The sequence below is a fragment of the Streptomyces rubrogriseus genome, assembly GCF_027947575.1.
In the GTDB taxonomy this organism is placed as follows: domain Bacteria; phylum Actinomycetota; class Actinomycetes; order Streptomycetales; family Streptomycetaceae; genus Streptomyces; species Streptomyces rubrogriseus.
On the sequence record NZ_CP116256.1, the window covers coordinates 3,577,430 to 3,604,084 of the forward strand.

Sequence of the window (26,655 nt, forward strand, 5' to 3'; positions counted from 1 at the left end):
CCGGCGCCCGGCTCGCGCCGCGGCGCCTCACCGCCCGGGGGCGTCCCCGAAGTCCGGGATCTCCAGCCGGACCCCACCCTGCCGTGCGGAGTCGTGCGCGACGATGCCCGGCAGGGTGTAACGGGCGGCCACCCAGGCGTTCACGGGCGGCAGCGTCCGGGAGTTGACCGCGGTCACGAAGTCGTCCGCCAGGAAGTGGTGGCTGCCCTCGTGCCCGTTGTGCATCCGGTCGTAGGCCCGCGGCAGCCGCGCCCGGTCGTGCACCGGCGCCGAACCCGAGGTGAAGGCGGCCCGCAGCTCCGGCGCGATGTGCCGGAGCGACGGGTCGTCGGGGGACGTGGTGGGCTTGGGCTCCAGCAGTTCGCCGATGTCCGCCACTCCGGCCTTGTCCTGCCACAACGCCACCGTGGCCAGCTGCTCCATGCTCGCCTCCGTGCCGAAGAACCGGAAGCGCGACTCCCTGATGTGCGAGGGATAGCCGACCCGGCGGAACTCGTTCGTGCGGAACGACCCGCCGCCGGCCACCTCGAACAGCGCGGTCGCGTTGGACACGTCGTTGTCGAACCGGCTGACCGACCGGTCGAAGACCCCGTCTCCGCGCTCGTCGACCACGCCGATCGCCGAGACGCTGACCGCGTGCGTCCGCCAGGCGCCCAGCACCCCGCCCACCGAGTGCGTGGGGTACAGCAGCGGCGGATAGCTCGCGGTGGCCTTCCAGTCCGCGCCGCCGCTGTACCGGTACGCGTCGTAGAACCCGAGGTCCATGTCGTGGACGTAGTCACCCTCGGCGTAGAAGAGCCTGCCGAAGGCGCCCTCGGCGATCTTGTTGCGGGCGTGCACGGTCGCCGGGTGGTACTGGCTGGTCTCACCCATCATGTACGTCAGGCCGGTCGCGCCGACCGCGTCGATGATGTCCGCGATCTCCTGCGCGCTGATCGCCATGGGGACCGCCGAGTACACGTGTTTGCCCGCACCCAGCCCCTGGAGCACGAGCGGGCCGTGCGTCCAGCGCTGGGTGAAGATCGCGACGGCGTCGACCGCCCGGGACTCCAGCATCGCCTCGTAGTCCGGGAAGGTGCCGGCCAGGCCTTCGTCGGTGGCGAGCCGCTCGGCCCGCTCCGGCAGCAGGTCGGTGACGTACACGTCACGTACGCCCGGGTGCGCCCGGAACAGCCTGGCGAACTGCCCGGAGAACTGGCCGGCACCGACGATGCCGATGGAGAACGTCATGATGGCGTTGCCCTTCACTGTCGCAGGCGGCGGCTCGGACTCCATTTACTTTCACTGCGGAACAATCGTGCCGTCAAGGGGTGCGCGGACATGCATTTTCGTCCCGTGGGGCGGATCCTCCGGACGTAGAGTCGCCTTGTTATTTCCGATGCGGAAGAAAGTGGGGCTGCGAGCCCATGCCCACACGTCCCGAAAGCTGGCCGCCCCTGAGCCCCGGGGAACGCTCCGTGGCGATCGAGGTCCTCCTGCACGGCCCGCTCTCCCGCAGCGAGATCGCCCGGCGGCTCGGCCTCTCGCCCGGCAGTCTGACCCGGCTGACCAAACCGCTCATCGAGTCGCGGCTGCTGGTCGAGGTCCCGGAGGCGGGCGGCGGCCCGGCCGGGGTGCGGCAGGGGCGTCCGTCCCGGCCGCTTGACGTGGTCGCGGACTCCCAGCACTTCCTCGGCTTCAAGATCACTCAGGACATGGTGTACGGCGTCGTCACCACCCTCAGGAGCGAGATCGTCGCCCGCCACGACCGCGCGCTCGCCACCCACGACCCCGCCGAGGTCGCCGACCTGCTGGCCGGCATGACCGCCGAACTGTCCCGCGGCCGGCCCCGGGTCGCCGGGATCGGCATCGGCGTCGGCGGGCTCGTCGAGGACCGGGCCGTCGTCGGCGAGTCACCCTTCCTGGGCTGGCACGGGGTGCCGCTGGCCGCGCTGGTGGAGGAGCGCACCGGGCTGCCCGTCGTCGTCGAGAACGACACCGCCGCCTTCGTGGAGGCGGAGACCTGGTTCGGGGCGGGGCGCGGACTGGACCGCTTCGTCGTCCTCACCATCGGCGCCGGCATCGGGTACGGGCTGGTACTGGGCGGCAGGCGGGTGCCGTACGCCGGGGACGAGGACCGCGGCTTCGGGCGGCACTGGATCCTCGACCCGCACGGGCCGCTCACCCCCGACGGGCGGCGCGGCAGCGCCGTCTCCCTGCTGACCATCCCCAACATGCGCTACCAGGTGCGGGCCGCGACCGGCCACGACCGGACCTACGAGGAGATCCTCGCGTCCGCCGCCGCCAGGGAGCCCATGGCCGCCCGGGTCGTGGCGGAGGCCGGGCGGGCGCTGGGCACCCTGGTGGCGCAGATCGCCAACTTCGTGATGCCGCAGAAGATCCTGCTCGCGGGGGAGGGGGTCGGGCTGATGGAGGTGGCGGGCGACGCGGTGGCGGAGGCCGTCCGGGACAACCGGCATCCGCGGGCCGCGCCGGTCGGCCTGGAGACCCGGGTGTCCGACTTCCACGACTGGGCCCGGGGCGCGGCCGTGCCGGCGATCCAGGTGCTGGTGCTGGGTGCCGCGCCGGTGTGACCGGCTCCGAGCGGACGGGGCGATCGGGCGGGCTGAACGGGCGGGCTGAACGGTCGGGCTGAACGGTCGGGGTGAACGGTCGGGCCGTGTGCGGCAGAACACATCTGATGCGAACGAACTCGCCGGTAGGTCTTGACAGATGAGAGCATGGACGTGATCAGTAACACGGTCCGATATGTCCGCTTGGCTCGCGATTACTCACATCGTCTTCACGCCAGGCGCCGTATGCTTCACAGCATGTCCACCACTGTTGAACCCTCCTCCGAGCGATCGGCTGCCGAGGTCAACGAGGAGATCCGGGCCCTGTGGCTCCGGTCGGGCGGGACACTGAGCGTCGAGCAGCGCGCGGAGTACCAGCGGCTCGTCATGGAGTGGGCCAACGCGGCCCCGGAGTCCGTGAAGGCCGCCTGACCGGCGCCGCCCAGGACTCCTCACCGTCCCGGCCCTCCGGCAGCCCCGAGGGCCGAGCCTCGTACCGGCCCGGTCAGCTCCACGTCGCCGAGTACCGCCGCCGATAGGCCTTGCGGTCCTGCTCCTCGCGGATCCACCGCGTGGCCACCAGTGCCACCAGGCTGCCCGCGACCACCAGCAGGCCCGGTCCTATGTTCCGGCGGTCGGTGAGCCGGGCGAGCAGGGTCGAGCCGTCGACGCCCGCCCCGGGGGCCGACGCCCCCGCCCCGGAGGCGCCCGGCGCCCCGGTGCCCGGTGTCTGGCCGGCCGGTGCCGAGGTGCCCGCGGCGGCACCCTGCCGCCCCGGGACGATCAGCCGGACCCCGAGCGACGCCATGGCCTCCGGCAGCGGCTGGAAGAACGTGGTGCCGCCCCTGGCGCAGTCGCCACTGCCGCCCGACGTCACCCCGAGCGCGACGCCCTCGGAGAACATCGGCCCACCGCTGTCCCCGGGTTCGGCGCACACGTCGGTCTCGATCAGACCGGTGACCGTGCCCTCCGGGTAGTTGACCGTCGCGTCCAGTGCCGTCACCCGGCCGTCGCGCAGCCCGCTGGTGCTTCCGCTGCGGAACACCCGCTGTCCCACCGCCGGTTCGCCCGCCCCCGTGATCCGCACCCCCTTGCCGTCGCCGACCGCCACCACGTCGGCGCCGTCGCCCGCCTTGCCGTCGGCGTACTCCACCAGGGAGAAGTCGTCCCCGGGGAAGCTCCCGGCGACCGTCCTGCCGACCTGCCCGTCACCCGCGCGGTCGCCGAACCAGACGGAGCCCGTCGGGCCGCAGTGCCCGGCGGTCAGGATGAAGTCGCTCGTGCCGTCGGTCACGTTGAATCCCGCCGAGCAGCGGCCCGCCGTGGACAGGATCGGTTCCGCCCCGTTCAGGCGGGTGGTGAACGTGCCCTCCGTACGCTCCATGCGGACGAACCCGCCGATGCCCTCCGCGATTCCCGTCAGCCGGGACCAGTCCGACCCGGAGACCGTGCGGTCGCCCCGGACCACCACCTCGTTGGAGCGGTAGTCCGGCGCCCACGCCGTACCGGCCACCCGGGGCGCCGAGCCCAGCGTCGAGGCCGCCGACCTCAGCTCGGACATGCTGTGCCGCACCCGCTTCGCCGTCGCACCCGCCCGCCGCACCGCCTCGGCCGCGCGCTCGTCCGTCACCGCCACGACCGGCCGCCCGTCGGAGTCGACCCAGTGACCCGCCGTACGATCGGTGCCGAGCCGGGACACGAGGTCGGCGCCGGCGCCGGACGGGGTCTCGGCGAAGGTCCGCGGCGCGGCGGACGCGTCGGGCGGCTCGCTCGCCACGGCCCGGGTGACCATCGTCCCCCCGAGCAGCAGTCCGCCGACGGCCGCCAGTCGCGCCACTCGCCGGACGATGCGTCGTCGTGCGTGCCTCATGCCTGCGCTCCCGAACCCGACCGCGCGGCGTCGCCGCCGCGGGGGCCTCCGGACGTCGAGCACCCTCCTCCCTTACGGCGCCGGGAACCTCGGTGTTCACCGGGCCGGCGTCTTGTTCCCCGGCCCCGTCACCGCGTCCTATCTTGGCCCCATGACCAGCAACCCGTGGGACCAGGCCGGTGAACCGAACCCGCTGCGCGCACTCACGCCGGACCAGCTGCGCCGACGTACCAGCATGAAGTGGCGCACCCACCCGGCGGACGTACTGCCGCTGTGGGTGGCCGAGATGGACGTGCCGCTCGCCGGACCCGTCGTGCGTGCCGTCACCGACGCCATGGAACTCGGCGACACCGGCTACCCCGTCGGCACCGCCTACGCCGAGGCCCTCGCCGCCTTCGCCGCCAAGCGGTGGGGCTGGGACGACCTGACCGTGGAGCGGACGGCGATCGTGCCCGACGTGATGCTGGGCGTCGTGGAGATGCTCAAGCTCGTCACCGGGCCCGGCGACCCGGTGATCGTCAATCCGCCGGTGTACCCGCCGTTCTACCAGTTCGTCACCCACCTGGACCGGCGCGTCGTCGAGGCGCCGCTCGGTCCTGACCTGCGGATCGACTTCGGCGTGCTGGAGGATGCCTTCCGGCGGGCCGTCGCGGGCGGCGGCCGGGCGGCCTTCCTGTTGTGCAGCCCGCACAACCCCACCGGCACGGTCCACACCGCCGACGAACTGGCGGCCCTCGCCACCCTCGCGGAGCGGTACGGCGTCCGGGTGGTCGCCGACGAGATCCACGCCCCGGTCGTCACCGCCCCCGACGCGCGGTTCGTGCCCTACCTGAGCGTGCCCGGCGCCGAGCGCGGCCTCTCCCTGATGTCGGCGTCCAAGGGCTGGAACCTCGCCGGGCTCAAGGCGGCCCTGGCCGTCGCGGGCTCCGGAGCCCGAGCGGACCTGGCGCGGATGCCCGAGGAGGTCGGTCACGGGCCGAGCCACATCGGCGTCCTCGCCCACACCGCCGCCCTGCGCGACGGAACCGCCTGGCTGGACGCCGTGCTCGCCGGGCTCGACGAGAACCGGCGGCTGCTCACCGGCCTGCTCGCCGAGCGGCTGCCCGGCGTCGTGCACCGCGCCGGGGAGGCGACCTACCTCGCCTGGCTCGACTGCCGCGCCCTCGGCCTCGGTGACGAACCGGCCGACGTCTTCCTCGACCGGGGCCGGGTGGCCCTCAGCTCCGGCGTTCCCTTCGGCAGCGGCGGGGCGGGGCACGTGCGGCTCAACCTGGCCACCTCGCCGGAGCTGCTCACGGAGGCGGTGCGCAGGATGGCGGCCGCCCTGGAGTGAGGCGGGGCGGCGCCGGGGCGCCGGGGTGGCAGGCCTAGACTTCCGGAGCATGGACGACGACGCGTCACTGGCCCGGCTCGGCGCCGGCAAGTACCTGCTGGTCACCACGTACCGGAAGAACGGCACGCCGGTCGCCACCCCGGTGTGGGTGGTGCGGGACGGCGACGCGCTCGGCGTCTGGACCGTGGCCGACTCCTGGAAGGTCAAACGCGTGCGCAACCGCGCCGACGTCCTGGTCGGCCCCTGCGACGTGCGCGGCAGGCCGACCGGTGAGCAGGTCCCGGGCACGGCGGAGATCTGCGACGCGGCCACCACGGCCCGCTACCGGCGGCTGCTCGCCCGCAAGTACGGCGTCGTCGGCCGGCTCACCCTGCTCGGCAGCAGGCTGCGCCGCGGGCTCGACGGCACCCTGGGAATCCGCGTCACGCTCACGTCCGGGCCACCGGCAGGGAACTGACCCGCTCTCAGGTCCAGGCCCGGTACGGCTCGTCGACCAGCTGGAAGACCGGCTCGCCGCGCACCGGGTCCTTGGCCGTGGACAGCCGCACCCGGTCCCCGCTGTGTATGCCGATCAGCGGACCCATGACCCGGCCGCGCAGCACGAACCCCTCGGCCATCTCGATGAGGGAGACATTGCGTGCGGCCGGTGTGTTGCGGTGCACCACCGTGGCATGACGCACCGTCCCCGTGCCCTCGCTCCGCTCCGTCCGCAGCTCGCTGCCGCGACAGACCGGGCACAGCACCCGGTGGTACACGGCGGTGCCGCACCAGGTGCAGCGCTGGTAGAAGACGGCCTCGGTGTCCTGGCCCCGGTCCGCGGTCCTCGGGTCGAGCAGGCCCGTCGCGGGGCCGGCCGCCTGCTGAGCGACGTTTCCTGAGTGGTACACGCTGGTCAACTCCCTGCGCTCGGGCCGGAATCCCGCGTGCGCGGTCGCCGGGCACGCGGGTGCGCGGCTCACCGTGCCGCCGTGCACGCACCACAGCGTATGGCACTGAGTGTCACGCGTAAAGGCACTCGGTACCCTTGATTACGAGTGAATGGACGCGTGAGGCCGTCGTGTCCGGCGGTCAGTCGTGCGCGAACGCCGTCTCGATCTCCCGCAGCACCTGCCACAGCGGTGTGCCGCGACGCGCGGCCACGACCACCACGTCCTCGGGCGAGGTGCCGCGGGGCGGCACCGGGACGTCGCCGAACGCGGACTGTGCGTACGCCAGTGCGTGGTCCACCGCGGCGCCCGCGTCGTCGCGCCCGTCCGAACGCAGCCAGGACCGCAGGGCGTTGTTGTGGGCCGCGACCACCGCGGCCGCGATCACGTCGGCGCGCAGGCTGCCGTCCGGGCGTCCGCCCAGCCGCCCGCGCAGGTACTCGGCGAGGGCCCGCTCGTAGCGCCACACCACCGACAACTCGTAGGCGCGCAGGCCGGGGACCTTCTTGGTGAGGCGGTAGCGCTGCACGGAGAACGCCGGGTTCTCGGCGTACATGCCGAGGACCAGCCGGGCCGCGTCGCAGACCCGCCGCACCGGGTCGGTGTCCTCGGGCGAGCGGGCCAGGAACGCCTGCATGTCGGCCAGGCACCGTTCGTGGTCGGGGAAGACCACGTCCTCCTTGGACGGGAAGTACCGGAAGAAGGAACGCCGTCCGACGCCGGCGAGGGCAACGATGTCGTCCACGGTGGTCTGTTCGTACCCCCGCTCCAGGAACAGCCGGAACGCCGCCGCGACCAGTGCCTCCCGCATCGGCGGCCGGACCTCCGCCGCGTCCGTCCCGTCGCCGCGGCGGGGCGCCGCACTGCTGGTGCTCATGAGGGGGAACGTAGCAGCCCGCCGAGCCGCATGGCACTCAGTGCAGGAGGCAGAGGGAACTGAGTGCACCTGCCGCCCCACCGTTCCGGTCGCATACGATCACTTCCGATCAGCCCCGGAGGAGTCCCGCATGCCGTTCACCCGCTCCCGCATCCTGTACGTCACCGACCTGGCCTACGAGGCGCGCGGGCGGCGCTACTGCGACGAGGACATCTACCTGACCTCGCGGCTGCGCGAGGAGTTCGACCTGGCCCTGTGCCATCCCCGGGACGCCGCCGCGCTGCTGGACGCCTTCGACGCCGTCGTCGTCCGCAACAGCGGCCCCGTGCAGGGGTACGAGGCGGCCCACGAGTCCTTCCGCGAGCGCGCCACCGAGCGCGGGACGCGTGTCTACAACCAGCTCACCGGCCGGGCGGACATGGTCGGCAAGCAGTACCTGCTCGACCTCACCGCCGCGGGGTACCCCGTCATCCCCACCGTGGACCGTGCCGAGGACCTGCACCGGCTGCCCGTCGCGGACGAGTACGTCGTCAAGCCGAGGCTCGGCGCGGACTCGGCGGGTCTCGGGATCGTCCCGGCCGGCCGGGTGGCCGAGGCGCTGGACGGCGCCGGGGACCTCCTCGTCCAGCCGCGCGTCGACTTCGCCTACGAGGTCTCCTTCTACTTCGTCGACCACGACTACCAGTACGCCCTGTACGCGCCGCACCCCGACCGCCGCTGGCAGCTGGAGCCGTACGACGCCACCGTGGCCGACCTCGACTTCGCGCGGCGGTTCATCGAGTGGAACGGCATCGACCACGGCATCCAGCGCGTCGACGCCTGCCGCGCGCCCGGCGGGGAACTGCTGCTGGTCGAGCTGGAGGACCTCAACCCCTACCTGTCCCTGGACGCCCTCGGCGAACCGGCCCGCGACGCGTTCGTCACCGCCCTGCGCACGGCCCTGCGACGCCTGCTCGCCGACTGAGCCGCCCCGCGCGGCCCGGCAGCACCTAGCATGGCGGCCATGGACGTGTTCCTGGACCGGCTCGACCCGGACATGTGCGTCGTCACGGCCGCCGCGGACGGAGAACGGGCCGGCTGCCTGGTCGCCTTCTCCTCGCAGTGCTCGCTGAAGCCCGTGCGGTACGTCGTGTGGATCTCCGACGTCAACCGGACCTTCCGCGTCGCACGGTCCGCCGACGTCCTGGCGGTCCACCTGCTGGCCCGCGACCAGCGCGCGACGGCCGAACTGTTCGGCGGGCTGACCGGCGACGACGTCGACAAGTTCGACCGGGTCCGCTGGCGCGAGGCGTACGGAGGGGCCGCCGTGCTGGAGGACGCCGAGGCGTGGTTCGTCGGGCGGATCCTGGAGCGGATGCAGGGAGGCGACCACGTCGGTTTCGTCCTCGATCCGGTCGAGTGGGGCGGGCGCGAGCGGGCCGCCGGACCGCTGCTGCGGCTCGCCGACGCGCGCACCGTCCGGCCCGGGCATCCGGTGGACTGACGCGGCCCCGCCGTCGGCACCGGTCGGTGCCCGTCCGGCGTCCGTTCCGTGCCCGTTCAGCGTCCGGCCGTGCCCCGCTCGGCCAGCGCCTCGGTGACGGCCCGCACGCTGCGCGCGATGTGCTGCAACTGAAGGACCTCCGCCGCGTACAGCTTGATGGTGTGCTCGATGGCCGCCTCGTGCAGGCCGAGCCGGGGCAGGTCCGCCCGGGCCGTCTGCAGCGCGGTGCGGGCCACCCGGATCTCGTGCTGGACCTGGATCTGCGCGTGCCGGGCGAGCAGCACCGGGTGCCGGATCAGGGCCGGATAGCCGGCGTAGCGCGCCGGGACCAGCTCGCGCAGCCACCTGGTGGCCGAGCGTTCCCAGTCGTAGCTGCCGGGGGTCTTCACCTGGCAGGGCCAGTCCGGGCTGATGCGCGTGGTCGTCAGGGGCATGATCATCGCTTCCGGGTGTGCGGCGTCGACGGGGTGGGCGACGGGTGGGGGCGGCCCCGGTCCAGGGGACGACCGGGACCGCCGCGGGCGCTCGCGCAGGCGATGCCCGACCGGAACACCCGGTGCGCCGGAGCGGGTAGGAGTCGGCGGGCCGAGGTGTTCGCGGCAGGTGCGGACGCGCTCCGGGGCGGCCGGGTCGCGATCCGTGAGCAGTATTTATATATGCCAACCGCTTTGCAAGACGTATGAAAACATTCATGTCTGCTTTGACGGGGGACGGCCCCGTCTGCGCCGACCAATCGCCGGGCGGGACCGTCCCGGCTCAGTCCCGCAGGAAGAACTGGTGCTGGTCCGCGACCTGCTCGTACTCCTCCAGCCGCGCCTGCGTCCGCTCCGGATCGGCGTCGGTCATGGCCTGGAGCAGCGCCGCGCACATCACGCCCGGCGCGGCGTAGGAGTCGAAGACCAGGCGGGACCCGGTGCCGGTGGCGAAGGTGACGTCGGCCTCGTCCACGACGGGGCCGAGCGCCAGGTCGGTGATCAGCGCCACCTTCAGCCCGGCCCCGCGGGCCACGCGGACGGCGCCCAGGGTCTCGTGCGCGTGCCGGGGCATGGAGAAGGCCAGCACCCAGGTGCCGCCCGCCTCCCGGGACTGGAGCAGGGCGTCGTAGGCGACGGTGCCGCCCCGGGTCACCAGGCGCACGTCGGGATGGACCCGGCGGGCCGCGTAGGCGAAGTACTCGGCGAGCGAGACGGAGATGCGCAGCCCGAGCACGGTCAGCGGCGCCGAGGCGGCCAGCTTGCGGCCGACGTCGATCACCCGGTCCGCGTCGGCGAAGTCCCGCCGCAGATTTTCCAGGTTCTCGATCTCGGCGTCCACGGCCGCCTGGAGCTCGTTGCCCCGGTACTCCTCGGCCGCGGACCCGCCCCGGCCGCCCAGTGCGATCGCCTGGAGTTGCTCCCGCAACGCCGGGTAACCGCTGAATCCGACCGCAGAGGCGAACCGCGTCACGGACGGCTGGCTCACGCCCACCCGGTCGGCCAGGTCGGTGATCGAGAGGAACGCCGCCTCGGTGAGGTGCTCGATGAGGTACTGAGCGATGCGGCGCTGTCCCGGGGAGAGGCGGGGCCGGTCGAAGAGCGTCCTGAGCCGGGAGGTGGGGGAGATCTCCGACTCGGGGGCCGCGCGGCCCGAGGTGATGGCCGACGCCTGCGCACGTGCCTGCTGCGGCGATGGCACGGGTGCGCCTCCTTCGTCTCCCATGTCTCCCACGGAGGTCAACATAGCCCACCCCCGCCGCCCGACGACCGGACCGCCCGGACCGGTGACGGGACCGACCCGTCGGGGATAGCACCGCGTCGCACGGGAACCCGCCGTCACGGAAGGACCCGCAGACACGGACGAGGAGCCGACGTCATGACCGTCCCGGAAGAGAACCGGCCGAAGACCGACACCACCGACGACGTCCTCGGCCGGCGTCGGCGCGAGCGCGAGGAGGACGGACCCCGCCCGCCCGGCGGTACCGGCCGTACCCTGCGCGAGGCCCTCGAGGAGGCGCACGTCCGCCCCGACGACTTCGACGAGGAGTGACCGGGTCGGGGAGGAGTGGCCGGGCTACGGAGGCGTGACCTACTTACGCAGGGGTTGAGGGCGCGGGCCCCGGTGCGCCGGGCGGCGGGCCCGGGACCACGCCGTCAGGTACCACCAGGTCGGCCCGGTGCCGGGTGGCCGCGACCAGGTCGGCGTTGCGCTGATCGGGGCCGAGCGCCCACGCGGCCGCCTGTGCGGCGGACTTGCCGAAGCGCTCGTGCCGCGCCACGAGCCGCCTGACCCGCTCCGGTTCCGCAGGCCCGCAGAACCACACCTCGTCGAGCCGGGCCCGCACCCGCGCCCAGGCCCCGGTCTCCAGCAGCAGGTAGTTGCCCTCCGTCACGACCAGCCGGACGGAGGGCGGCACCGGTACGGCCCCGGCGATCGGCTGCTCCAGCTCCCGCTCGAAGCCCGGCGCGTACACGGTCTCGCCGTCCGGCTCCGCGCGCAGCCGGTCGAGCAGCGCCGCGTACCCGGCCGCGTCGAAGGTGTCCGGCGCCCCCTTGCGGTCCCGGCGGCCCAGCCGGTCCAGTTCAACGTCGGCGAGGTGGAACCCGTCCATCGGCACCTGCGCCACCCACGGCTCGCCGCCGCCGTTCAGCTCCCGCACCAGGTGCCCGGCGAGCGTCGACTTCCCGGCGCCGGGGCTGCCCGCGACACCCAGGATCGCGCGCCGCCCGTCCCGCGGCAGCCGGCGGGCACGGGCGAGCAGGTCGTCGAAAGTCAGCGGCACACCGGACAGTGTGTCACCTGATCGGACCCGCCCCGGCGGGGAACTGTGGGGGTATGACGACGCAGCTCGGACTCCCCGACGACATCCAGGCCTGCCTCTTCGACCTCGACGGGGTCGTCACCAGGACGGCGGTGGTGCACGCCGCCGCCTGGAAGGCGACCTTCGACGCCTTCCTGCGCGAGCGGGACGGCGCGGACTTCCGGCCGTTCACCGACTCCGACTACGACCAGTACGTCGACGGCCGCCCCCGCGCCGACGGCGTCCGCTCCTTCCTCGCCTCCCGCGGCGTCGAACTGCCCGAGGGCACCCCTGACGATCCGCCGGACGCGCTGACCGTCAACGGCGTCGGCAACCGCAAGAACGAACTCCTCCTGGAGAAGATCCGCACCGACGGCGTGGAACCCTACGAGGGCACGCTGCGCTACATCGACGCTGTCCGCGCCGCGGGTCTCGCCACCGCGATCGTCTCCTCGAGCGCCAACACCCGGGACGTACTGCGCTCCATCGACGCCGAGCGGCTGTTCGACGTGCGGATCGACGGCGTGGTGGCCAGGGAACGGAAACTGCCCGGCAAACCACACCCCGACACCTTCCTCGCCGCCGCCCGCGACCTCGGCGTCGAGGCCTCCCGCGCCGCCGTCTTCGAGGACGCGCTGGCCGGCATGGACGCGGGACGCTCCGGACACTTCGGCTACGTCGTCGGAGTCGACCGCGTCGGCCAGACCGACGCCCTCTACGCCCACGGCGCCGACCGCGTAGTCAAGGACCTCGCCGAGCTGGGGAGCCGCGCGTGATCACCAACCGGACGTACACCGTGGAGCCCTGGCGGGTGCGCGAGACCGCCCTCAACCTCGACCTCCTCGCACAGAGCGAGTCCGTCTTCGCGCTGTCCAACGGGCACGTCGGCTGGCGCGGCAACCTCGACGAGGGCGAACCGCACGGCCTGCCCGGCAGCTACCTCAACGGCGTCTACGAACTCCACCCGCTGCCCTACGCCGAAGCGGGCTACGGCTACCCCGAGTCGGGCCAGACCGTCATCAACGTCACCAACGGCAAGCTGCTGCGGCTGCTGGTCGACGACGAGCCCTTCGACCTGCGCTACGGACGGCTCGGCAAGCACGAACGCACCCTGGACCTCAGGCGCGGCGTGCTGGAGCGCAGCTGCGAGTGGACCTCCCCGGCCGGTACGACCGTCCGGGTGCGCTCCACCCGCCTGGTCTCGCTCACCCAGCGCGCCATCGCCGCGGTGGAGTACGAGGTAGAGCCCGTCGACACCCGCACCCGGATCGTCATCCAGTCCGAACTGGTCGCCAACGAGAGCCTGCCCTCCTCCGACGGCGACCCGAGGGCGGCCCAGGCGCTGCAGTCCCCGCTGGAACCGGAGGAGGACCTCGCCATCGGCTCCCGGCTGCGGCTGGTCCACCGCACCCGGCGCAGCGGCCTCAGGGTCGCCGTGGCCGCCGACCACGTCGTCGACGCGCCCGGGGAGATCACCACCAGCAGCGAGAGCAACACGGACGTGTCCCGCCTGACCATCACCTCCGTGCTGGACCCGGGACAGCGGCTGCGGGTGCAGAAGACCGTCGCCCACGGCTGGTCGGGCGCCCGCTCCCGGCCCGCGATGAGCGACCAGGTCGAGGCCGCGCTGGCCGCCGCCGCACACGGCGGCTGGGACGGCCTGGTGGCCGAACAACGGGACTACCTCGACGACTTCTGGGCCCGCGCGGACGTCGAGGTGCACGGCGACGAGGAGATCCAGCAGGCCGTCCGGTTCGCCCTGTTCCACGTGCTGCAGGCCGGCGCCCGCGCCGAGCAGCGGGCGATTCCGGCCAAGGGACTGACCGGTTCCGGCTACGACGGCCACGCCTTCTGGGACACCGAGATGTTCGTGCTGCCGCTCCTCACCTACACCGCGCCCAAGGCGGTCGCCGAGGCGCTGCGCTGGCGGCAGGCCACCCTGCCCGCCGCCCGCGACCGCGCCACCCAGCTCGGGCTGCGCGGCGCCGCCTTCCCGTGGCGGACCATCGACGGCTCGGAGGGCTCCGCGTACTGGCCGGCCGGCACCGCGGCCTTCCACGTGGCCGCCGACATCGCGCACGCCGCGGTGCGCTACACGGCGGCGACCGGAGACCTCGACTTCGAACGCGAGACCGCCCTGGAACTCCTGGTGGAGACGGCCCGGCTGTGGCGCTCGCTGGGCCACCACGACCACCACGGCGTCTTCCACATCGACGGCATCACCGGGCCGGACGAGTACAGCGCCGTCGTCGACGACAACACGTACACCAACCTCATGGCGCGCTCCAACCTGCTCGCCGCCGCCGACGTGTGCGAACGCCACCCGGAGGAGGCGACCCGGCTCGGCGTCGACGAAGAGGAGAGCGCCGCCTGGCGGGACGCGGCCGAGGCCGTGCACATCCCTTACAACGAGGAGATCGGCGTCCACGAGCAGCACGCCGGCTTCACCCGCCACCAGCGCTGGGACTTCGCGAACACCGGCGCCGACCAGTACCCGCTGATGCTGCACTTCCCGTACTTCGACGTCTACCGCAAACAGGTCGTCAAGCAGTCCGACCTGGTGCTCGCCATGTACACCTGCGGCAGCTGGTTCGACGCCCACTGCGACGAGGACCAGATGGCCGCGAACTTCGCCTACTACGAGCCGCTGACCGTGCGGGACTCCTCCCTGTCCGCCTGCTGCCAGGCGGTCGTCGCCGCGCAGACCGGCCACCTGCGCCTCGCCTACGACTACGCCACCGAGGCCGCCCTGATGGACCTCGCGGACCTGGAGCACAACACCCGCGACGGACTGCACATCGCCTCGCTGGCCGGTACGTGGATGGCGCTGGTCGCCGGATTCGGCGGCACCCGCCGGGACGGCGACAGCCTGCGCTTCACACCCCGGCTGCCCGAGAAGTTCAGCCGCCTCGCCTTCCGGCTCCAGTTCCGCGGCCGGTGCCTCCAGGTGGAGATCGGACCCGACCGGGCGTCGTACTCGCTGCTGGGCGGACCGCCCCTGACGATCCATCACCACGGGTCCGAGGTCCACGTGGACGGGGCCGAGCCCGTCACCCTCGGCATCTCCGCGCCGAAGTGGCGGCCCACGCCCGAACAGCCCCCGCACCGCCGCCCGGGCGTCACCGAGCGGCCGGTCCCGAACGACGGATGAGTCCGGGTGACTGGCCGAGTTCCGCCCTGCGTGTCGGTGGTCCGCGGGTTAGTTTGACCATGTTTTCCGGACTTCCGCGCTCCCGCGGTCCCCGGGCTCCAGCCACTGACGGCAGGAGGTGAGCGACGAGCGACCCCGCGACGAGCGGGGGTGAGGGGTGCACCATGGCCGACGGCGCGAACGCAACCCTCGCCGGCAGACGTGTACGCGGGGGCGGGGAGGCGGGGACTTCCGGCGCCCCCCGACGGCTGCGCGCCGCCGCCCCGGCCGCGGCGGTGGCCGCCGTCTTCACCCTCGCCCAACTGGTCCTCGTCCCCCCGACGATGGGCCTGGGCTGGGACGAGATCGTCTACGTCAGCCAGGTCACCACCCACCACCCCGCGGCCTTCTTCAGCGCGCCCCGCGCCCGCGGCGTCTCCCTGCTGGTGGCACCCGTGGCCTCCTGGTCGGCGTCCACCGAACTCCTGCGCGTCTACCTCGCCCTCCTCTCGGGACTGGGCCTGTACCTCGGCCTGCGTGCCTGGAAGGGCCTCTTTCCGGCCCGGGTCCTCGCCACGGCCGGCGCGTTCTTCGCCACCCTGTGGGTGACCCTCTTCTACGGTCCGCAGGCCATGCCCAACTACTGGGTCGCGATCGGCGCCCTGATCACCGTGGGCTGCTCCCTGCGCGCCCTGCGAGCCGGGCGGGGGCGCTCCGGCCGGGGCGCGCTGTGGGGGGTGGCGGCCGGGGCGGTGCTGATGGCACTGATGCGGCCCACGGACGCGGTCTGGGTGACCCTGCCCCTGCTCGCCCTCGTCCTCGTGCGCCGTCACTGGCCGCTGCTGCTCGCCCTGGCCGGCGGCCTGGCGGCCGGGGGAGCGGAGTGGGTGATCGAGGCCCAGGCCTGGTACGGCGGCCTCGGTGAGCGGCTGTCCCGGGCCTCCGAGATCCAGGGCGGCCTCGGCTGGAACATCGCCGTCGACGACCAGATGCGCAGCCTGGGCGGCCGTGGCCTGTGCCGGCCGTGCACCGGAGCGATGCCGCACCCGGTCGTCACCCTGTGGTGGCTGCTGCTCCCGGTCGTCGCCGTCCTCGGCGTGGCCGTCGCGGTCCGGGCCCGCCGCGCCACCGCGACGCTGGTCCCCTTCGCCTGCGCCGTGACGGCCGCGGTGCCGTACCTGTTCATGATCGGTTACGCGGCACCCCGCTTCCTGCAGCCGGCCTACGCCCTGCTCGCCGTACCGGTCGCCGACGCGCTGTGGCACCTGGCCGGGGCCGGGCGCGACCGGTGGCGGCCGGTGGCCGCGACCCTGGTCGCGCTCGTGGTCGCCGGTCACCTGGCGGTCCAGTTCTCGGTGCTCGCGGGCACCGTGGACCGCAACGTCGAGAGCCGCGAGGACTGGGCCCGCGTCGCCGGTGAACTGCACCGGCTCGGGGTCCGGCCGCCCTGCCTGCTCACCGGGCACGAGTCCATCCCGGTCGGCTACTACACGGGCTGCTCCTCCGGCTCCACCAGCGGCAACAACGAGAACACCACCGCCGCCGAGATCGTCGGCACCGCCCGGCGGATCCCGGTCGCCGCGATCACCGGACCCGGCGGCACCCCGCCCGGATACGCCCGCGACTGGACCCCGCACCGCATCGCCGACCTGGAGATCCGCGTCGCACCCCCGGGTTAGGGATCGCGTATCGGGAAACGCGAACCGGACAGCGAGAGCACGATCCGACGCGAGCGCGAGAGGAAGGCAGCGATGGGCACGGACCCCATGGCCGACGACGCCTACCAGCCCACCGGTGGCAACGAGGAGCAGGAGGACGCCGCGCCCCTCGACCTCCAGGACGCCCTCGACGAGCGGACCTACGACGACACGCTCGACGAGGGCTACTCCCCGCCGGAGAAGCCCCTGGGCGTGACCAAGCACGGCACCACGGCCGCCGAGCAGCACGACGGCGAGACCCTCGACGAACGGCTGGCCGAAGAGGTGCCCGACGTGTCCGCGCCCGACGGCGACGGCGTGGGCGACGAGCCCGACGGGGAGGGCGAACCGGTCGATCCGGAGGCGGGCACCGACCGCGCGGGCCGGCTCGTCGCCCCCGACGAGGGCGTGCGCACCGACACCACGAAGGAGACGGTGGCCGAGGACGTCGGCATCGACGGCGGAGCCGCAGGCGCCGAGGAGGCCGCCGTGCACGTGGTGGAGGACGAGACGGAGCTGCCGGAGACCTAGGGCGGCCCGGGGAGCCGCGCCGGAGCCCCGGCCGGGACGCACGCGTCCGGCCGGGGCTCCGGCGCGGTCACGGCAGCAGTTTGTCGAGGGCCGCGGGGCCCTCGTCGGCCAGCTTGCGCCTGGCCCACTCCAGGTTCTGCGGAGTGACGTCCCGGCCGGCCGCCAGGACCAGATCCTCCGGGGACACCTCGGTGCCGGTGCGGGTGTGGAGCAGGTCGTCCGGAGTGGCGCGGTCGTCGCCCGCGCGGGCTTCGGAGGGCCGGGAGGCGTCGGGCTGTGACGTCGACATGATCAGTGCTCCTCGAGTCCGGATCGCTGCTTCGGTGCCGTGCTGTTGTCGGTCCCGAATATCCCGATATCACCATTCAATGCGGAATCGGACCGCGCATCCGCAGGGCGGGAGTGCGGACCGCGGCCCGAGGTGCCGTCCGGGGTGTCCCGGCGTGTAATGAGCTCGATCGAGCGTTTCGCCCGGGTAGAAGGATCACGGCCATGGCACGCAGGCGGACCGGCGCCGGGGAACAGGGGAAGGCGGGAGCGGGCGGCCTGCGCCGATGGGGCCTACGGCGTCGTCGTGGCCGTCTTCCGGTGGGGCTGGGGCGGGCCCGCGCTCGGGGTGTCCGGCGCCGTGCCCATCGAGAGCTACGTCCCGATGATGATGTTCGCGATCATCTTCGGACTGAGCATGGACTACGAGATCTTCCTGCTCTCCCGGGTGCACGAGGCCTGGCGGCGCAGGGGGGACGCCAAGGGATCGGTGGCCCACGCCCTGGAGATCACCGCACGGGTCATCACCTGTGCGGCCCTGATCACGGTGAGCGTCTTCGCCGCCTTCGTCGTCAGCGACAGCATCGTGGTCAAGATGCTCGGCCTCGGCCTCGCCGTGAGCGTGCTCGTCGACGCCACCGTCGTCCGCCTGCTCCTGGTGCCGGCCGTGATGACGCTGCTGGGGCGGCACGCCTGGTGGACGCCGCGGTGGCTCGACCGGATCCTGCCGCACATCGACGCGGAGGGGGGCGGGGGAGGAGGAGCGGCGGGTCACTCGCCGGCCGGGGGCGAAGGGGTGAGCACCAGCATCGTCACGTCGTCCTGCACGTCCGGGCAGAAGGCTGCGAGGTCCGCCCAGACCAGGTCGGGGAGGGCGGCGGAATCCTCTCCCGCGAGGCCGCTCAGCCGCTGTGCCAGCGGGTAGAAGGCGCCGCTGCCGTCCCTCGCCTCGACCACCCCGTCGGAGGCGAGGAAGAGCCGGTCGCCGGGGCGCAGCGACACCGTGCACGCCTCGATCGCCCCGGCGTCCGCGAGCCCCAGCCCGAGCGGCGTCCACGGCGAGACCTCCAGCTCCGCGGCGTCCGCGCCGCGCAGCAGCAGGGGCGGCGGGTTCCCGCACACGACGACCCGCACCTCGAGCGCGTCGGCGGAGAACTCCAGCAGCGCGGCCGTCGCGAACAGCTCGGCGTGCCGTGCGTCCGCCGAGTCCACCAGCAGCCTGCGGTCCAGCCGCCCCGCCACCGACGCCAGGTCCGCCTGGTCCAGTACCGCCTCCCGGAACGCCCCCAGCAGGGAGGCGACCGTCGACACCGCCGACAGGCCGTGCCCCTGCACGTCGCCCATCACCGCCCGTACGCCGAAGGGACCGTCCCGCACGTCGAAGAAGTCGCCCCCGACCAGCGTCCCGCGCTGTGCCGCCCGGTACAGCCCCGCACAGCGCACCGCCCCCACCCGCTCGGGCAGCGGCGGCACGACGGCGTGCTGAGCGGCCTCGGCGACCGTGCGCTCCAGGCCCAGCTGGGCGTCGCGGCGACTGCGCACGAAGGACACGAAGACGCTGAGCACGGCGACGAAGACGATCGTCAGCAGGTCGGCGTCGCCCGGCCGGTCGAGCTGGAGGGCCGGGATGTGCAGCAGCGCGATCACCACACCGCCCAGCACGGCGGTGGCCAGCGGACCGTAGGACAGTACGGCGAGCGGCGGGATGGCGCCCAGCAGGAACCCGATCTCCAGCGGCTCGTCGCTGAGCAGCGTCGCCGCGCAGATCGCCGCGACGAGGGCCGGCGGCAGCACCCGTACCCAGCGGGGCGGCGGCGCCCCGCTCAGCCAGCTCCGCCGGTCCTCGCCCCGGCGCGGCGGGGCGGACACCTTTCGCACACCCCCACGCTCCTACGCCGCCGCGCCGTCCGCACGCGGAACGGGCGGGGGCGGACGATCCCCGGACGGCTCCTAGAAGGCGCCGAGGGTCAGCCGGATGCCGGTGGGGGCGGTGTCCTGGATGTAGGAGGCGAAGTCGGCCACGTCGTCGAAGGCGAAGCCGTACGCCCGGCCGTCCTCGGTGGCCGCGTGCACCGCCTTCGCGTAGTGGTTGGTCAGCGCGGTCCCGTAGAACGTCGCGGGGTCGGTGGTGGGCTGTTCGGCGGAGGAGACCAGCGTGGAGCGGTTGAAACCGGCGCCGAGGACCGCGGCGACGGGACCGGTCGTACCGTCGTTGGGGGCGGCGAGGTTGCCGTCGCAGAAGAGCACGTCCCGGGTGGACGGCTTGGCGAAGGACACCTGGGCGGGACCGTCGAAGGTCAGCCGGTCCCCGCGCACCCGGCCGGTGAAGGTCCCGGCGTTGGTGGTGATCCTCAGGTCCCTGCCGGTGTAGGTGCTCCACACCTCGTCGATGTACGGGGCGAGGTAGTCCTTGGGGAACAGACCGGCGTCAAGACCGTGGCCGGGGGCGATCACCCGGGTGTCGTCCACGACCAGCGGCGCGAACTCCTCCACCTTCCGCACCGCCTCGAACACGGCCGCCCGGCCACCCGGCCGCACGGTGCCGGTGGTCCGGTCGCCGGCACCGGTGAGCCGGATGGCCAGCGGCACGCTGAACATGTCGACCATGGTGGTGTTGCAGAACATCCCGGCGGCGTTGTAGGTGAACTCCGCGCAGTCGTGCAGCACCGCGTAGTTGGGGTCGGACTCGACCCAGCCCGCCGGGTACTGCAGCGCGGCGTTCCCCGCGCCGTCCGCGACGACCTTGAACTTCAGCTTCTCGCCCAGGGACACGTAGATCCGGCCGGAGAGGTGGGGCAGGTTCAGCCTGGTCTCGCCGCTGCCGGCGAGGCCGATCGCGTAGTCCGTGTAGCCGTCGGCGCCGTTGTCGGAGAGGGACACGGGGGCGACGGTGCCCTCGGGGGTGACCCGCACCTGGCGGCCGTCCACGTTGCCGACGACGTAGACGTGCACGTCGGCGTTGCCGAAGGAGCCGGTGTCGTTGACGATCGTCAGCGGCAGGGCGCCGGCGGCCCCGGCAGCGGGGGCCGAGCCGTCCGAGCCGATGCCCGCGAGGGCGTGCGGGGCGACGGCGGCGGCGACCGGTGCGGCCACGACCACCCCGCCGAGGGCGACGAGCAGCTTGCGGCGGGCGAGCGGACGCTGGTGACGAGGAGTCATGTGGGGGGTCTCCAGAGATCGGGGCCTGACAGAGCCTGAGAGCGCTCTCACGCGGTGCGGCGATGGTACGCAGCACGTCCGGCCCGGCCAACCGTCCGCGTCCGGCTCCAAACCCGTTGTCCCAGCTGGGACTTGGGGTGCGTGACGTCGGGCGGGGAACGCTTAACCGGTGTTTAAGGCGCGCTTAATCGGCCAACCGGCGGCGGGTGGCGTCGGCGGCCGGTCGCCGGTGCCGGATGACATGCTGGCCCCCACGGTGACGGGCGACGCGGGTACGGCGGAGGCGGCATGGGATTCGAGGGCGAGGTCTGGCACGTGCGCCGGGCGCCGGACCCGGGCCGGACGGCCGACGCGGAGTCCGGCGACATCGGGGAGATCCGGATCGACGAGGCCGACTTCCCCTGGCTGTCGGGCCGGTTCAGCGCGGGTCCGGCCTACGGCGCCGTCCGTGACCTGTTCGCCCGCGAACTCGCCCTCGCACAAGCGGACGACGCCGGGCACCGGGCCCGGTGGGAGGCGGTCCACGACGAGATCGAGCGGCGGGTGCGGCTGGTGTCGCCCGACGGACCGGTCGCCGAGTTCCTGCTGCACATCAAGGGCGACCGGGCCTGGTTCCGGTGGAGCGACGAACCGTCCGGGCGGGCGCGGACCGAGGGCTGACGGCGCTCATTCCCGGCCGGTCAGCAGCCCCTCGGCCTCGGCGAGGATCTCGGTGACCCGCAGCCCGAACGCGGCGTCGCACGGATGCGGGCGCCCGCCACCGGCGGCGGCGAGCAGCGCGTCCGCGGCCCGCCGCAGGGCCGGCACCGGACCCTCCGTGGTCTCCGGAAGCAGCGTCACCCCGGCCCGGCCGCGCAGCTCCACCGTGGCGCCCGCCGCGGCGGGCGGCGCCGTGAGGCTGAGCGTGAGCGTGCTGGACGCCCCGCCCGTGTGGTCGAGGACCAGATGGACGGTGTCGCCGGGACCCGGCGCGGCCGCCGCCACGCGCCGGGCGTCACCGAGCACCGGCAGCAGCACGGACAGGGCGTGCGGCCCCACGTCCCACAGGGCGCCCTTCTCCCGCCGCCACGGCGAGTCGGCGAACGGACTGTCCCCGTCGCCGAACACGGCGCCCAGCCACTGCGCCCGGGCCGTGAACCAGCCGTCCCCGGCCGCCTGTTCGCTGATCCACGCCTCGGTCTCGGGCTGGAACCGGGCGGTGAAGAAGACCACCGAGGCGACGTCCGCCGTCCGCACCGCCTCCACCACCGCCCGCCCCTGCGCCACCGTCGCCGCGAGCGGCTTGTCGAGCAGCAGATGGCACCCGGCCCGCGCCGCGCGGACCGCGAGGTCGGCCTGTACGGCCGGGGGCAGCGCGACGGCCACGGCCTCCACGTCGGCCAGCAGGGCGTCGACGTCGGCGTAGGCCCGGGTGCCGTGCCGCTTGGCCAGCTCCTCGGCGGCGTCCGGGCGGCGGCCCCACACCCCCGCGAAGTCCAGGTCGTCGTGCCCGGCCAGGGCGGGGGCGTGCGCCATGTCCGCCCAGGGGCCGGTGCCGAGCAGTCCGATGCGCATCCCGTCGCCTCTCCACGGTGCCGACCCGATGACGGGCGGCCGACGATCCTCCATGACGACCGGCGTGCGACAGCCCGGCCGACGCCGAGCGTGTCACACCCAAGGGGCGTGCGGACAGTGCGGAGGGCACCGGGGGCTGGGGGAGTCGTGCCGGGCCCCGCGCCTTCGCCGTGCCGGACCCCCGCGCCTTCGCCGTCCCGGGTCCGGCGTCCGCGCCCCCGGAGGCCGTACCACCGGAGTCGTACGAGACCGGTGAAATTGCCGATCCCCCGGCCCGTTCCGCCCCTCGACAGTGGCAACGCCAACCCATCGGCGAGGTCCGTCCGGCGGACGGCCCGGACGCGACCCCACGCGTTTCGGGCCGTGTGCGTCGCCGGGCCGGGCCGGTCGCCACGACCGAGAGGACACCCCCTCGTGCAGCAGAACCCCCACACCCACGCCGCCCCAGGTGCCGCGCGCCCCGTCCTGCGGGGCGTCCGGCGGCGGCTGGCCGGCGTGACGGCGGCCGTGGCCGCGGCCCTCGTGCTCGGCACCCTCACCGGCCCGGGAGCCCAGGCCGCCGACAACCCGTACGAGCGCGGCCCGGCGCCCACCGAGTCCAGCATCGAGGCCCTGCGCGGCCCCTACTCCGTGGCCGACACCAGCGTCTCCTCCCTCGCGGTCACCGGATTCGGCGGCGGCACCATCTACTACCCGACCAGCACCAGCGACGGCACGTTCGGCGCCGTCGTCATCGCGCCCGGGTTCACCGCGTACCAGTCGTCCATCGCCTGGCTCGGTCCGCGACTGGCCTCCCAGGGCTTCGTGGTCTTCACCATCGACACCAACACCACGCTGGACCAGCCCGACTCCCGCGGGCGGCAACTGCTGGCCGCCCTGGACTACCTGACCGGGCGCAGCTCCGTCCGCGACCGGATCGACAGCGCCCGACTCGGCGTCATGGGCCACTCCATGGGCGGCGGCGGCACCCTGGAGGCCGCCAAGTCCCGGCCGTCGCTCCAGGCGGCGATCCCCCTCACCCCCTGGAACCTGGACAAGAGCTGGCCGGAGGTCAGCACGCCGACGCTGGTCGTCGGGGCCGACGGCGACACGATCGCCCCTGTGGCCTCGCACGCCGAACCGTTCTACTCCGGCCTGCCCTCGTCGACCGACCGGGCCTATCTGGAGCTGAACAACGCGACCCACTTCTCGCCCAACACGTCCAACACGACGATCGCGAAGTACAGCATCTCCTGGCTCAAGCGGTTCATCGACGACGACACCCGCTACGAGCAGTTCCTGTGCCCGCTGCCGCGGCCGAGCCTGACGATCGAGGAGTACCGGGGCAACTGCCCGCACGGTTCCTGACACCCTCCGCTGTGCCGGCGCACGACCGGGACCGGTGCCCGTTGGGCGCCGGCACAGTGCACGTGCCGCTCACCCGGGCGCACAATCGCAGGTGACAGCGACGATGCCCGGACGGGCACGGGCGGATCGACGCCTTCCGTGCCGGGTTACGCGCGCGTAACCTCCCGGGAATGACCGGACAGACGACCGTACGTACGGCCGTGCGGGTCCACGGCCGGAGCGCGCAACGCAGGGCGCTGCGCGCGATGCTGGACGCGCTGCCCACCCACGGCGGGCGGCTCCTCCTGGCAGGCGAACCGGGACTCGGCCGGACCACTCTGCTCCAGTGGGCCGCCCGCTCCTTCCGGGCCGGTCCCGTACTCCACCTCGGTCCCGGCCCCGACGTGAACGCGCACCTCACCGCCGGGCAACTGCTCGACACCCTGCGGGCGGCGGCCGTCGCGGCGCCGGTACTCGTGTGTGTGGACGACGCCCACCGGTGGGATGCGCCGGCCCGGACCGCGCTCGCCCGTGCGGCGCGGCGCCTGTCCACCGCCGGCCGGGTCGGCCTGCTGCTCACCGTCGCCTCGGACCGTGCCGTCGGCCCGGAGTTCGCCCGGCTGCCCGTCGTGCACCTGGACCCGCTGGCACCGGCGAGGGCCGCCGCCCTGCTCGACGACGTGACCGACGGCGCCGCCGCACCGGCGGTCCGCGAGCAACTCCTGGCCGAGGCGGAGGGGAACCCGGCCCTGCTCGTCGCCCTCGTGCGCCGCCTGTCACCCGCCGAGCTGCGCGGACACCGGCCGCTGCCGAGCCCGCTGGCCGACGCGGGTGCCCTCGCCGAGGCCGCGGGCGGGGTGCCGACCGGACCGTCCGCCCAAGCGCGGGACCTGCTGCTGACGGTGGCGGCGGCCGGAGAGGCCTCGGACGGGTCGGACGCCGACGCGGGCCTGGTCCGCGACGCGCTGCGACGCCTGCGGCCGGCACCGGGACCCGGCCCGGGACCCGGCCTCGGTCCGGGCCCCGGCCTCGGTCTCGGTGCCGGTCCGGGCCCCGGCCTCGGTCTCGGCCTCGGTCCCGGTCTCGGCCCCGGTCCCGGTCCCGGCCTCGGCCTCGGCCTCGGTATCGATGCCGATCCGGATGCGGAGCCCCTGCCCGAGCAGCTCGTCCTGGCCGGTGACCGGCTCCGCTTCCGCAGCCCGCTGGTCCGTCGGACGGTGCACGCCACCGCCGCCGCGGACCGGCGTCGCGCCGTGCACCGCGCGCTGGCCGAGGCGCTGGACGGCGGCGGCCACCGGCTCACGGCGCTGTTGCACCGCTCATGGTCCCTGGGCGGTACGGCGCCCGCACCGGCGTCGGCGGACCGGCTGGCGGCGACGGCGGCCGACGGCGCGGTGCCCGCCTCGCACCGGCTGCGCGCGATCGCGTACGCCCGTGCCGCCGAGCTGACGGCCGACGGGGCGCGGCGGGCGGAGCGCTACACCGCCGCGGCCGAACAGGCCCTGCTCGCCGGGCGGCCCGAACGGGCGCGCCCCCTGCTCGCCGCGGCCCGTGACCGCGCCGCCCCCGACGCCGTACGGGGACGGGCCGAGCTGCTGCGCGGTGTGACGGAACTGAGGGACGGTCCGGTCGGTGACGCCCACCAGTCCCTGCTGCTGGCCGCGTCCCTGCTCGCCGCGGACGATCCGGCCGAGGCCGCGACCGCCGCACTGGCCGCCGCCGACGCGGCCTGGGCGGCGGGCGACCTGCCGGCGTGCCTGGCCACGCTCGCCCCCGAGCCCCGCTCCGCGCCGAGCACCCGTCCCACGGGCCCGCCGCAGCCCCTGGCCCCGCGGCCCGCACGGCCGCCGCCGTCGTACACGACCACCGCGTGGGGATGCGGGCGCTGCTCGAAGGACGGCTCGACCGGGCCGGGGCACCGCTCGGGCAGGTGGTCCGGCGGGGCAGGACCGGGGACCGGCCGGAGACGCTGCTGCGGTCGGCGGCGGCGGCCCTGCTGCTCGGGGACGTGGACGCGGCCCGCAGCGGCGGGGCCCGGGCGCTGGCCGCGGCCCGGCAGCTCGGCTCGGACGCGCTGGTCCCGCAGGCCCTGGAGTACCTCGCCTACGCCGAACTGCGCGCCGGGCGGCACCCGCAGGCCCGTACCCACGCGGAGGAGGGGCTGCGCACCGCCCTGCGGGCCGGGCAGCGCAACACGGCGGCCCACCACCGGGCGGTACTGGCGCTCGCCGCTTCGATCGAGGAGGAGCCGGACGCCGTCGCCCGGCACGTCACGGCCGCCCTGGACACGGCCCGGCGGCACGGGCTCGCCCAGGCGGCCACCCTCGCCCAGTGGGCGACGGCCCGCGCCGACCTCGGGCGGGGGCGCCCCTTCGACGCGGCCGACCGGCTCGGGCTCCTGGTCCTGCCCGGGCCGGGGCGGGGCCACTTCGCGGTGTGGCGGCTGGCCGTGCCCTGCTTCGTGGAGGCCGCCGTGCTCGCCGGCCGCGACGAGGACGCCCGCCGGGTCCTCACGGACTTCGCCGACTGGGCGGCGTTCGGCGCCGACCCGCAGGCCGCCGCCCAACTCGCCCGCTGCCACGCCCTCCTCGCCAACGCGGAGCACGCCGACGCCCTCTACCGCCGTGCCCTGGACCGGCACGACGAGGCGGGCGGCGACTTCGAGCGGGCCCGTACCGCGCTGCTGTACGGCAAGTGGCTGCGCCGGCGCCGCAGACCCCGTGAGGCCCGCGGCCGCCTCGGTGCCGCGCTGGCTAGGCTTCGAGCGCTGCGGCGCCGGCGTCTGGGCCGCGCAGGCACGCGACGAACTCCGCGCCCTCGGGGCGGCCCCGCGGGACCCCGGCACCGGAGCCGGAACACCGGCCCGCCTCGGCCGCCTGACCCCGCAGCAACTGCGCATCGCGCGGCAGGTCGCCGAGGGCGCCACCAATCGCGAGGTCGCGCTGACCCTCGCGGTGAGCACCCGCACCGTCGACTACCACCTCCGCAAGGTCTTCGCCGCCCTCGGCGTACGGTCCCGCCTGGAGCTGGCCCGGATGGTCGGGCAGGCCGAGCGGGCCGAGGAGGCGCAGGCGGCCCAGGACGCGCGCGGAGCCGGACACCAGGAAAAGACCGGTGCACAACCCTAGGGACCGACCGGACGGTATGCCATCCTTCGGGGCAGGACGAGTCAGG

General features: G+C 74.3%; 24 protein-coding genes and 2 pseudogenes. 15 read left to right on the forward strand and 11 right to left on the reverse strand.

The window, feature by feature from the left end:
- Nucleotides 1-27 precede the first annotated feature (27 nt).
- Nucleotides 28-1,230 (reverse strand): Gfo/Idh/MocA family protein, encoded by a 1,203-nt coding sequence (locus tag Sru02f_RS16350; RefSeq protein ID WP_109031442.1) that lies wholly within the window; start codon nt 1,228-1,230, stop codon nt 28-30.
- Nucleotides 1,231-1,406: 176 nt separating this feature from the next.
- Here Sru02f_RS16350 and Sru02f_RS16355 point away from each other — a divergent pair, with 176 nt between their 5' ends.
- Nucleotides 1,407-2,573, forward strand: coding sequence for an ROK family transcriptional regulator (locus tag Sru02f_RS16355; RefSeq protein ID WP_109030755.1), 1,167 nt, complete (start codon nt 1,407-1,409; stop codon nt 2,571-2,573).
- Nucleotides 2,574-2,798: 225 nt separating this feature from the next.
- Nucleotides 2,799-2,984: a hypothetical protein gene (locus Sru02f_RS16360; RefSeq protein WP_003978128.1), complete on the forward strand. Its 186-nt coding sequence runs from the start codon at nt 2,799-2,801 to the stop codon at nt 2,982-2,984.
- Nucleotides 2,985-3,057: 73 nt separating this feature from the next.
- Here Sru02f_RS16360 and Sru02f_RS16365 read toward each other — a convergent pair whose 3' ends face one another.
- Complete coding sequence (locus tag Sru02f_RS16365) at nt 3,058-4,422, reverse strand: S1 family peptidase (RefSeq protein WP_109030756.1); 1,365 nt, start codon at nt 4,420-4,422, stop codon at nt 3,058-3,060.
- 151 nt (nt 4,423-4,573) lie between these two features.
- Between Sru02f_RS16365 and Sru02f_RS16370 the strand changes: the two genes are divergently transcribed.
- Both Sru02f_RS16370 and Sru02f_RS16375 read left to right on the forward strand, forming a co-directional pair.
- Nucleotides 4,574-5,755, forward strand: a complete 1,182-nt coding sequence (locus tag Sru02f_RS16370; protein WP_109030757.1) for a MalY/PatB family protein — start codon at nt 4,574-4,576, stop codon at nt 5,753-5,755.
- 49 nt (nt 5,756-5,804) lie between these two features.
- The gene (locus Sru02f_RS16375; protein ID WP_109030758.1) at nt 5,805-6,212 is read left to right on the forward strand and encodes a PPOX class F420-dependent oxidoreductase; all 408 of its coding nucleotides are present in this window, start codon (nt 5,805-5,807) and stop codon (nt 6,210-6,212) included.
- A gap of 7 nt (nt 6,213-6,219) precedes the next feature.
- Here the strand turns inward: Sru02f_RS16375 and Sru02f_RS16380 are convergent, their stop codons facing one another.
- Complete coding sequence (locus Sru02f_RS16380; protein WP_109030759.1) at nt 6,220-6,642, reverse strand: Zn-ribbon domain-containing OB-fold protein; 423 nt, start codon at nt 6,640-6,642, stop codon at nt 6,220-6,222.
- 181 nt (nt 6,643-6,823) lie between these two features.
- Entirely contained in the window at nt 6,824-7,558 is a 735-nt protein-coding gene (locus tag Sru02f_RS16385) for a TetR family transcriptional regulator (RefSeq protein WP_109030760.1), read from the reverse strand.
- Between the two features lie 130 nt (nt 7,559-7,688).
- On the opposite strand from Sru02f_RS16385, the gene Sru02f_RS16390 reads away from it, so the two are divergent.
- Complete coding sequence (locus Sru02f_RS16390) at nt 7,689-8,522, forward strand: ATP-grasp domain-containing protein (RefSeq protein ID WP_174855033.1); 834 nt, start codon at nt 7,689-7,691, stop codon at nt 8,520-8,522.
- Nucleotides 8,523-8,552: 30 nt separating this feature from the next.
- On the forward strand, nt 8,553-9,041 hold the full coding sequence (locus tag Sru02f_RS16395; protein WP_109030762.1) for a flavin reductase family protein: 489 nt from the start codon (nt 8,553-8,555) through the stop codon (nt 9,039-9,041).
- A gap of 56 nt (nt 9,042-9,097) precedes the next feature.
- Here Sru02f_RS16395 and Sru02f_RS16400 read toward each other — a convergent pair whose 3' ends face one another.
- Both Sru02f_RS16400 and Sru02f_RS16405 read right to left on the reverse strand, forming a co-directional pair.
- On the reverse strand, nt 9,098-9,481 hold the full coding sequence (locus tag Sru02f_RS16400; protein WP_016325234.1) for a hypothetical protein: 384 nt from the start codon (nt 9,479-9,481) through the stop codon (nt 9,098-9,100).
- 316 nt (nt 9,482-9,797) lie between these two features.
- Nucleotides 9,798-10,715, reverse strand: coding sequence for a MurR/RpiR family transcriptional regulator (locus Sru02f_RS16405; protein ID WP_030872221.1), 918 nt, complete (start codon nt 10,713-10,715; stop codon nt 9,798-9,800).
- Between the two features lie 177 nt (nt 10,716-10,892).
- Between Sru02f_RS16405 and Sru02f_RS16410 the strand changes: the two genes are divergently transcribed.
- Nucleotides 10,893-11,066, forward strand: coding sequence for a hypothetical protein (locus Sru02f_RS16410; RefSeq protein WP_166680897.1), 174 nt, complete (start codon nt 10,893-10,895; stop codon nt 11,064-11,066).
- A 43-nt stretch (nt 11,067-11,109) separates the two neighbouring features.
- Here the strand turns inward: Sru02f_RS16410 and Sru02f_RS16415 are convergent, their stop codons facing one another.
- The gene (locus Sru02f_RS16415; RefSeq protein WP_109030763.1) at nt 11,110-11,799 is read right to left on the reverse strand and encodes a nucleoside/nucleotide kinase family protein; all 690 of its coding nucleotides are present in this window, start codon (nt 11,797-11,799) and stop codon (nt 11,110-11,112) included.
- Between the two features lie 53 nt (nt 11,800-11,852).
- Here Sru02f_RS16415 and Sru02f_RS16420 point away from each other — a divergent pair, with 53 nt between their 5' ends.
- From Sru02f_RS16420 to Sru02f_RS16435, 4 genes are all read left to right on the forward strand, one after another.
- Nucleotides 11,853-12,593, forward strand: coding sequence for a beta-phosphoglucomutase family hydrolase (locus tag Sru02f_RS16420; RefSeq protein WP_109030764.1), 741 nt, complete (start codon nt 11,853-11,855; stop codon nt 12,591-12,593).
- Entirely contained in the window at nt 12,590-14,968 is a 2,379-nt protein-coding gene (locus tag Sru02f_RS16425) for a glycoside hydrolase family 65 protein (RefSeq protein ID WP_109030765.1), read from the forward strand. Before Sru02f_RS16420 ends, Sru02f_RS16425 begins: the two co-directional genes overlap by 4 nt.
- Nucleotides 14,969-15,132: 164 nt before the next feature.
- A complete protein-coding gene (locus Sru02f_RS16430) occupies nt 15,133-16,626 on the forward strand; it encodes a hypothetical protein (RefSeq protein WP_109030766.1) in 1,494 nt (497 codons plus the stop codon).
- A 72-nt stretch (nt 16,627-16,698) separates the two neighbouring features.
- Complete coding sequence (locus Sru02f_RS16435; RefSeq protein ID WP_109030767.1) at nt 16,699-17,175, forward strand: DUF5709 domain-containing protein; 477 nt, start codon at nt 16,699-16,701, stop codon at nt 17,173-17,175.
- Nucleotides 17,176-17,242: 67 nt separating this feature from the next.
- Here Sru02f_RS16435 and Sru02f_RS16440 read toward each other — a convergent pair whose 3' ends face one another.
- Nucleotides 17,243-17,464 carry a hypothetical protein gene (locus Sru02f_RS16440; RefSeq protein ID WP_109030768.1) on the reverse strand — a complete coding sequence of 74 codons (222 nt, stop codon included), beginning with the start codon at nt 17,462-17,464 and terminating at the stop codon, nt 17,243-17,245.
- A gap of 270 nt (nt 17,465-17,734) precedes the next feature.
- Between Sru02f_RS16440 and Sru02f_RS16445 the strand changes: the two are divergent.
- Nucleotides 17,735-18,193: pseudogene (locus Sru02f_RS16445) on the forward strand (MMPL family transporter); the annotation flags it as partial.
- A gap of 20 nt (nt 18,194-18,213) precedes the next feature.
- Here the strand turns inward: Sru02f_RS16445 and Sru02f_RS16450 are convergent.
- Together Sru02f_RS16450 and Sru02f_RS16455 are read right to left on the reverse strand one after the other, a co-directional pair.
- Entirely contained in the window at nt 18,214-19,320 is a 1,107-nt protein-coding gene (locus tag Sru02f_RS16450; protein WP_109030769.1) for a PP2C family protein-serine/threonine phosphatase, read from the reverse strand.
- A 72-nt stretch (nt 19,321-19,392) separates the two neighbouring features.
- A complete protein-coding gene (locus Sru02f_RS16455) occupies nt 19,393-20,601 on the reverse strand; it encodes a beta-1,3-glucanase family protein (protein ID WP_109030770.1) in 1,209 nt (402 codons plus the stop codon).
- A 288-nt stretch (nt 20,602-20,889) separates the two neighbouring features.
- On the opposite strand from Sru02f_RS16455, the gene Sru02f_RS16460 reads away from it, so the two are divergent.
- Nucleotides 20,890-21,261, forward strand: a complete 372-nt coding sequence (locus tag Sru02f_RS16460) for a hypothetical protein (protein WP_109030771.1) — start codon at nt 20,890-20,892, stop codon at nt 21,259-21,261.
- A gap of 6 nt (nt 21,262-21,267) precedes the next feature.
- Here Sru02f_RS16460 and Sru02f_RS16465 read toward each other — a convergent pair whose 3' ends face one another.
- Complete coding sequence (locus tag Sru02f_RS16465; protein ID WP_109030772.1) at nt 21,268-22,155, reverse strand: Gfo/Idh/MocA family protein; 888 nt, start codon at nt 22,153-22,155, stop codon at nt 21,268-21,270.
- 414 nt (nt 22,156-22,569) lie between these two features.
- On the opposite strand from Sru02f_RS16465, the gene bdeA reads away from it, so the two are divergent.
- Both bdeA and Sru02f_RS16475 read left to right on the forward strand, forming a co-directional pair.
- The gene (bdeA, locus tag Sru02f_RS16470; protein ID WP_109030773.1) at nt 22,570-23,502 is read left to right on the forward strand and encodes a bis(hydroxyethyl) terephthalate hydrolase; all 933 of its coding nucleotides are present in this window, start codon (nt 22,570-22,572) and stop codon (nt 23,500-23,502) included.
- Between the two features lie 170 nt (nt 23,503-23,672).
- Nucleotides 23,673-26,609 (forward strand): annotated as a pseudogene (locus Sru02f_RS16475) (LuxR C-terminal-related transcriptional regulator).
- Nucleotides 26,610-26,655: the final 46 nt, after the last annotated feature.

Excerpts from the sequence above, each read along its gene's own strand:
- Sru02f_RS16350 (WP_109031442.1), bottom strand. The coding sequence starts at position 1,230 with ATGACGTTCTCCATCGGCATCGTCGGTGCCGGCCAGTTCTCCGGGCAG.
- Sru02f_RS16355 (WP_109030755.1), top strand. The coding sequence starts at position 1,407 with ATGCCCACACGTCCCGAAAGCTGGCCGCCCCTGAGCCCCGGGGAACGC.
- Sru02f_RS16360 (WP_003978128.1), top strand. The coding sequence starts at position 2,799 with ATGCTTCACAGCATGTCCACCACTGTTGAACCCTCCTCCGAGCGATCG.
- Sru02f_RS16365 (WP_109030756.1), bottom strand. The coding sequence starts at position 4,422 with ATGAGGCACGCACGACGACGCATCGTCCGGCGAGTGGCGCGACTGGCG.
- Sru02f_RS16370 (WP_109030757.1), top strand. The coding sequence starts at position 4,574 with ATGACCAGCAACCCGTGGGACCAGGCCGGTGAACCGAACCCGCTGCGC.
- Sru02f_RS16375 (WP_109030758.1), top strand. The coding sequence starts at position 5,805 with ATGGACGACGACGCGTCACTGGCCCGGCTCGGCGCCGGCAAGTACCTG.
- Sru02f_RS16385 (WP_109030760.1), bottom strand. The coding sequence starts at position 7,558 with ATGAGCACCAGCAGTGCGGCGCCCCGCCGCGGCGACGGGACGGACGCG.
- Sru02f_RS16390 (WP_174855033.1), top strand. The coding sequence starts at position 7,689 with ATGCCGTTCACCCGCTCCCGCATCCTGTACGTCACCGACCTGGCCTAC.
- Sru02f_RS16395 (WP_109030762.1), top strand. The coding sequence starts at position 8,553 with ATGGCGGCCATGGACGTGTTCCTGGACCGGCTCGACCCGGACATGTGC.
- Sru02f_RS16400 (WP_016325234.1), bottom strand. The coding sequence starts at position 9,481 with ATGATCATGCCCCTGACGACCACGCGCATCAGCCCGGACTGGCCCTGC.
- Sru02f_RS16410 (WP_166680897.1), top strand. The coding sequence starts at position 10,893 with ATGACCGTCCCGGAAGAGAACCGGCCGAAGACCGACACCACCGACGAC.
- Sru02f_RS16420 (WP_109030764.1), top strand. The coding sequence starts at position 11,853 with ATGACGACGCAGCTCGGACTCCCCGACGACATCCAGGCCTGCCTCTTC.
- Sru02f_RS16430 (WP_109030766.1), top strand. The coding sequence starts at position 15,133 with ATGGCCGACGGCGCGAACGCAACCCTCGCCGGCAGACGTGTACGCGGG.
- Sru02f_RS16435 (WP_109030767.1), top strand. The coding sequence starts at position 16,699 with ATGGGCACGGACCCCATGGCCGACGACGCCTACCAGCCCACCGGTGGC.
- Sru02f_RS16440 (WP_109030768.1), bottom strand. The coding sequence starts at position 17,464 with ATGTCGACGTCACAGCCCGACGCCTCCCGGCCCTCCGAAGCCCGCGCG.
- Sru02f_RS16455 (WP_109030770.1), bottom strand. The coding sequence starts at position 20,601 with ATGACTCCTCGTCACCAGCGTCCGCTCGCCCGCCGCAAGCTGCTCGTC.
- Sru02f_RS16460 (WP_109030771.1), top strand. The coding sequence starts at position 20,890 with ATGGGATTCGAGGGCGAGGTCTGGCACGTGCGCCGGGCGCCGGACCCG.
- Sru02f_RS16465 (WP_109030772.1), bottom strand. The coding sequence starts at position 22,155 with ATGCGCATCGGACTGCTCGGCACCGGCCCCTGGGCGGACATGGCGCAC.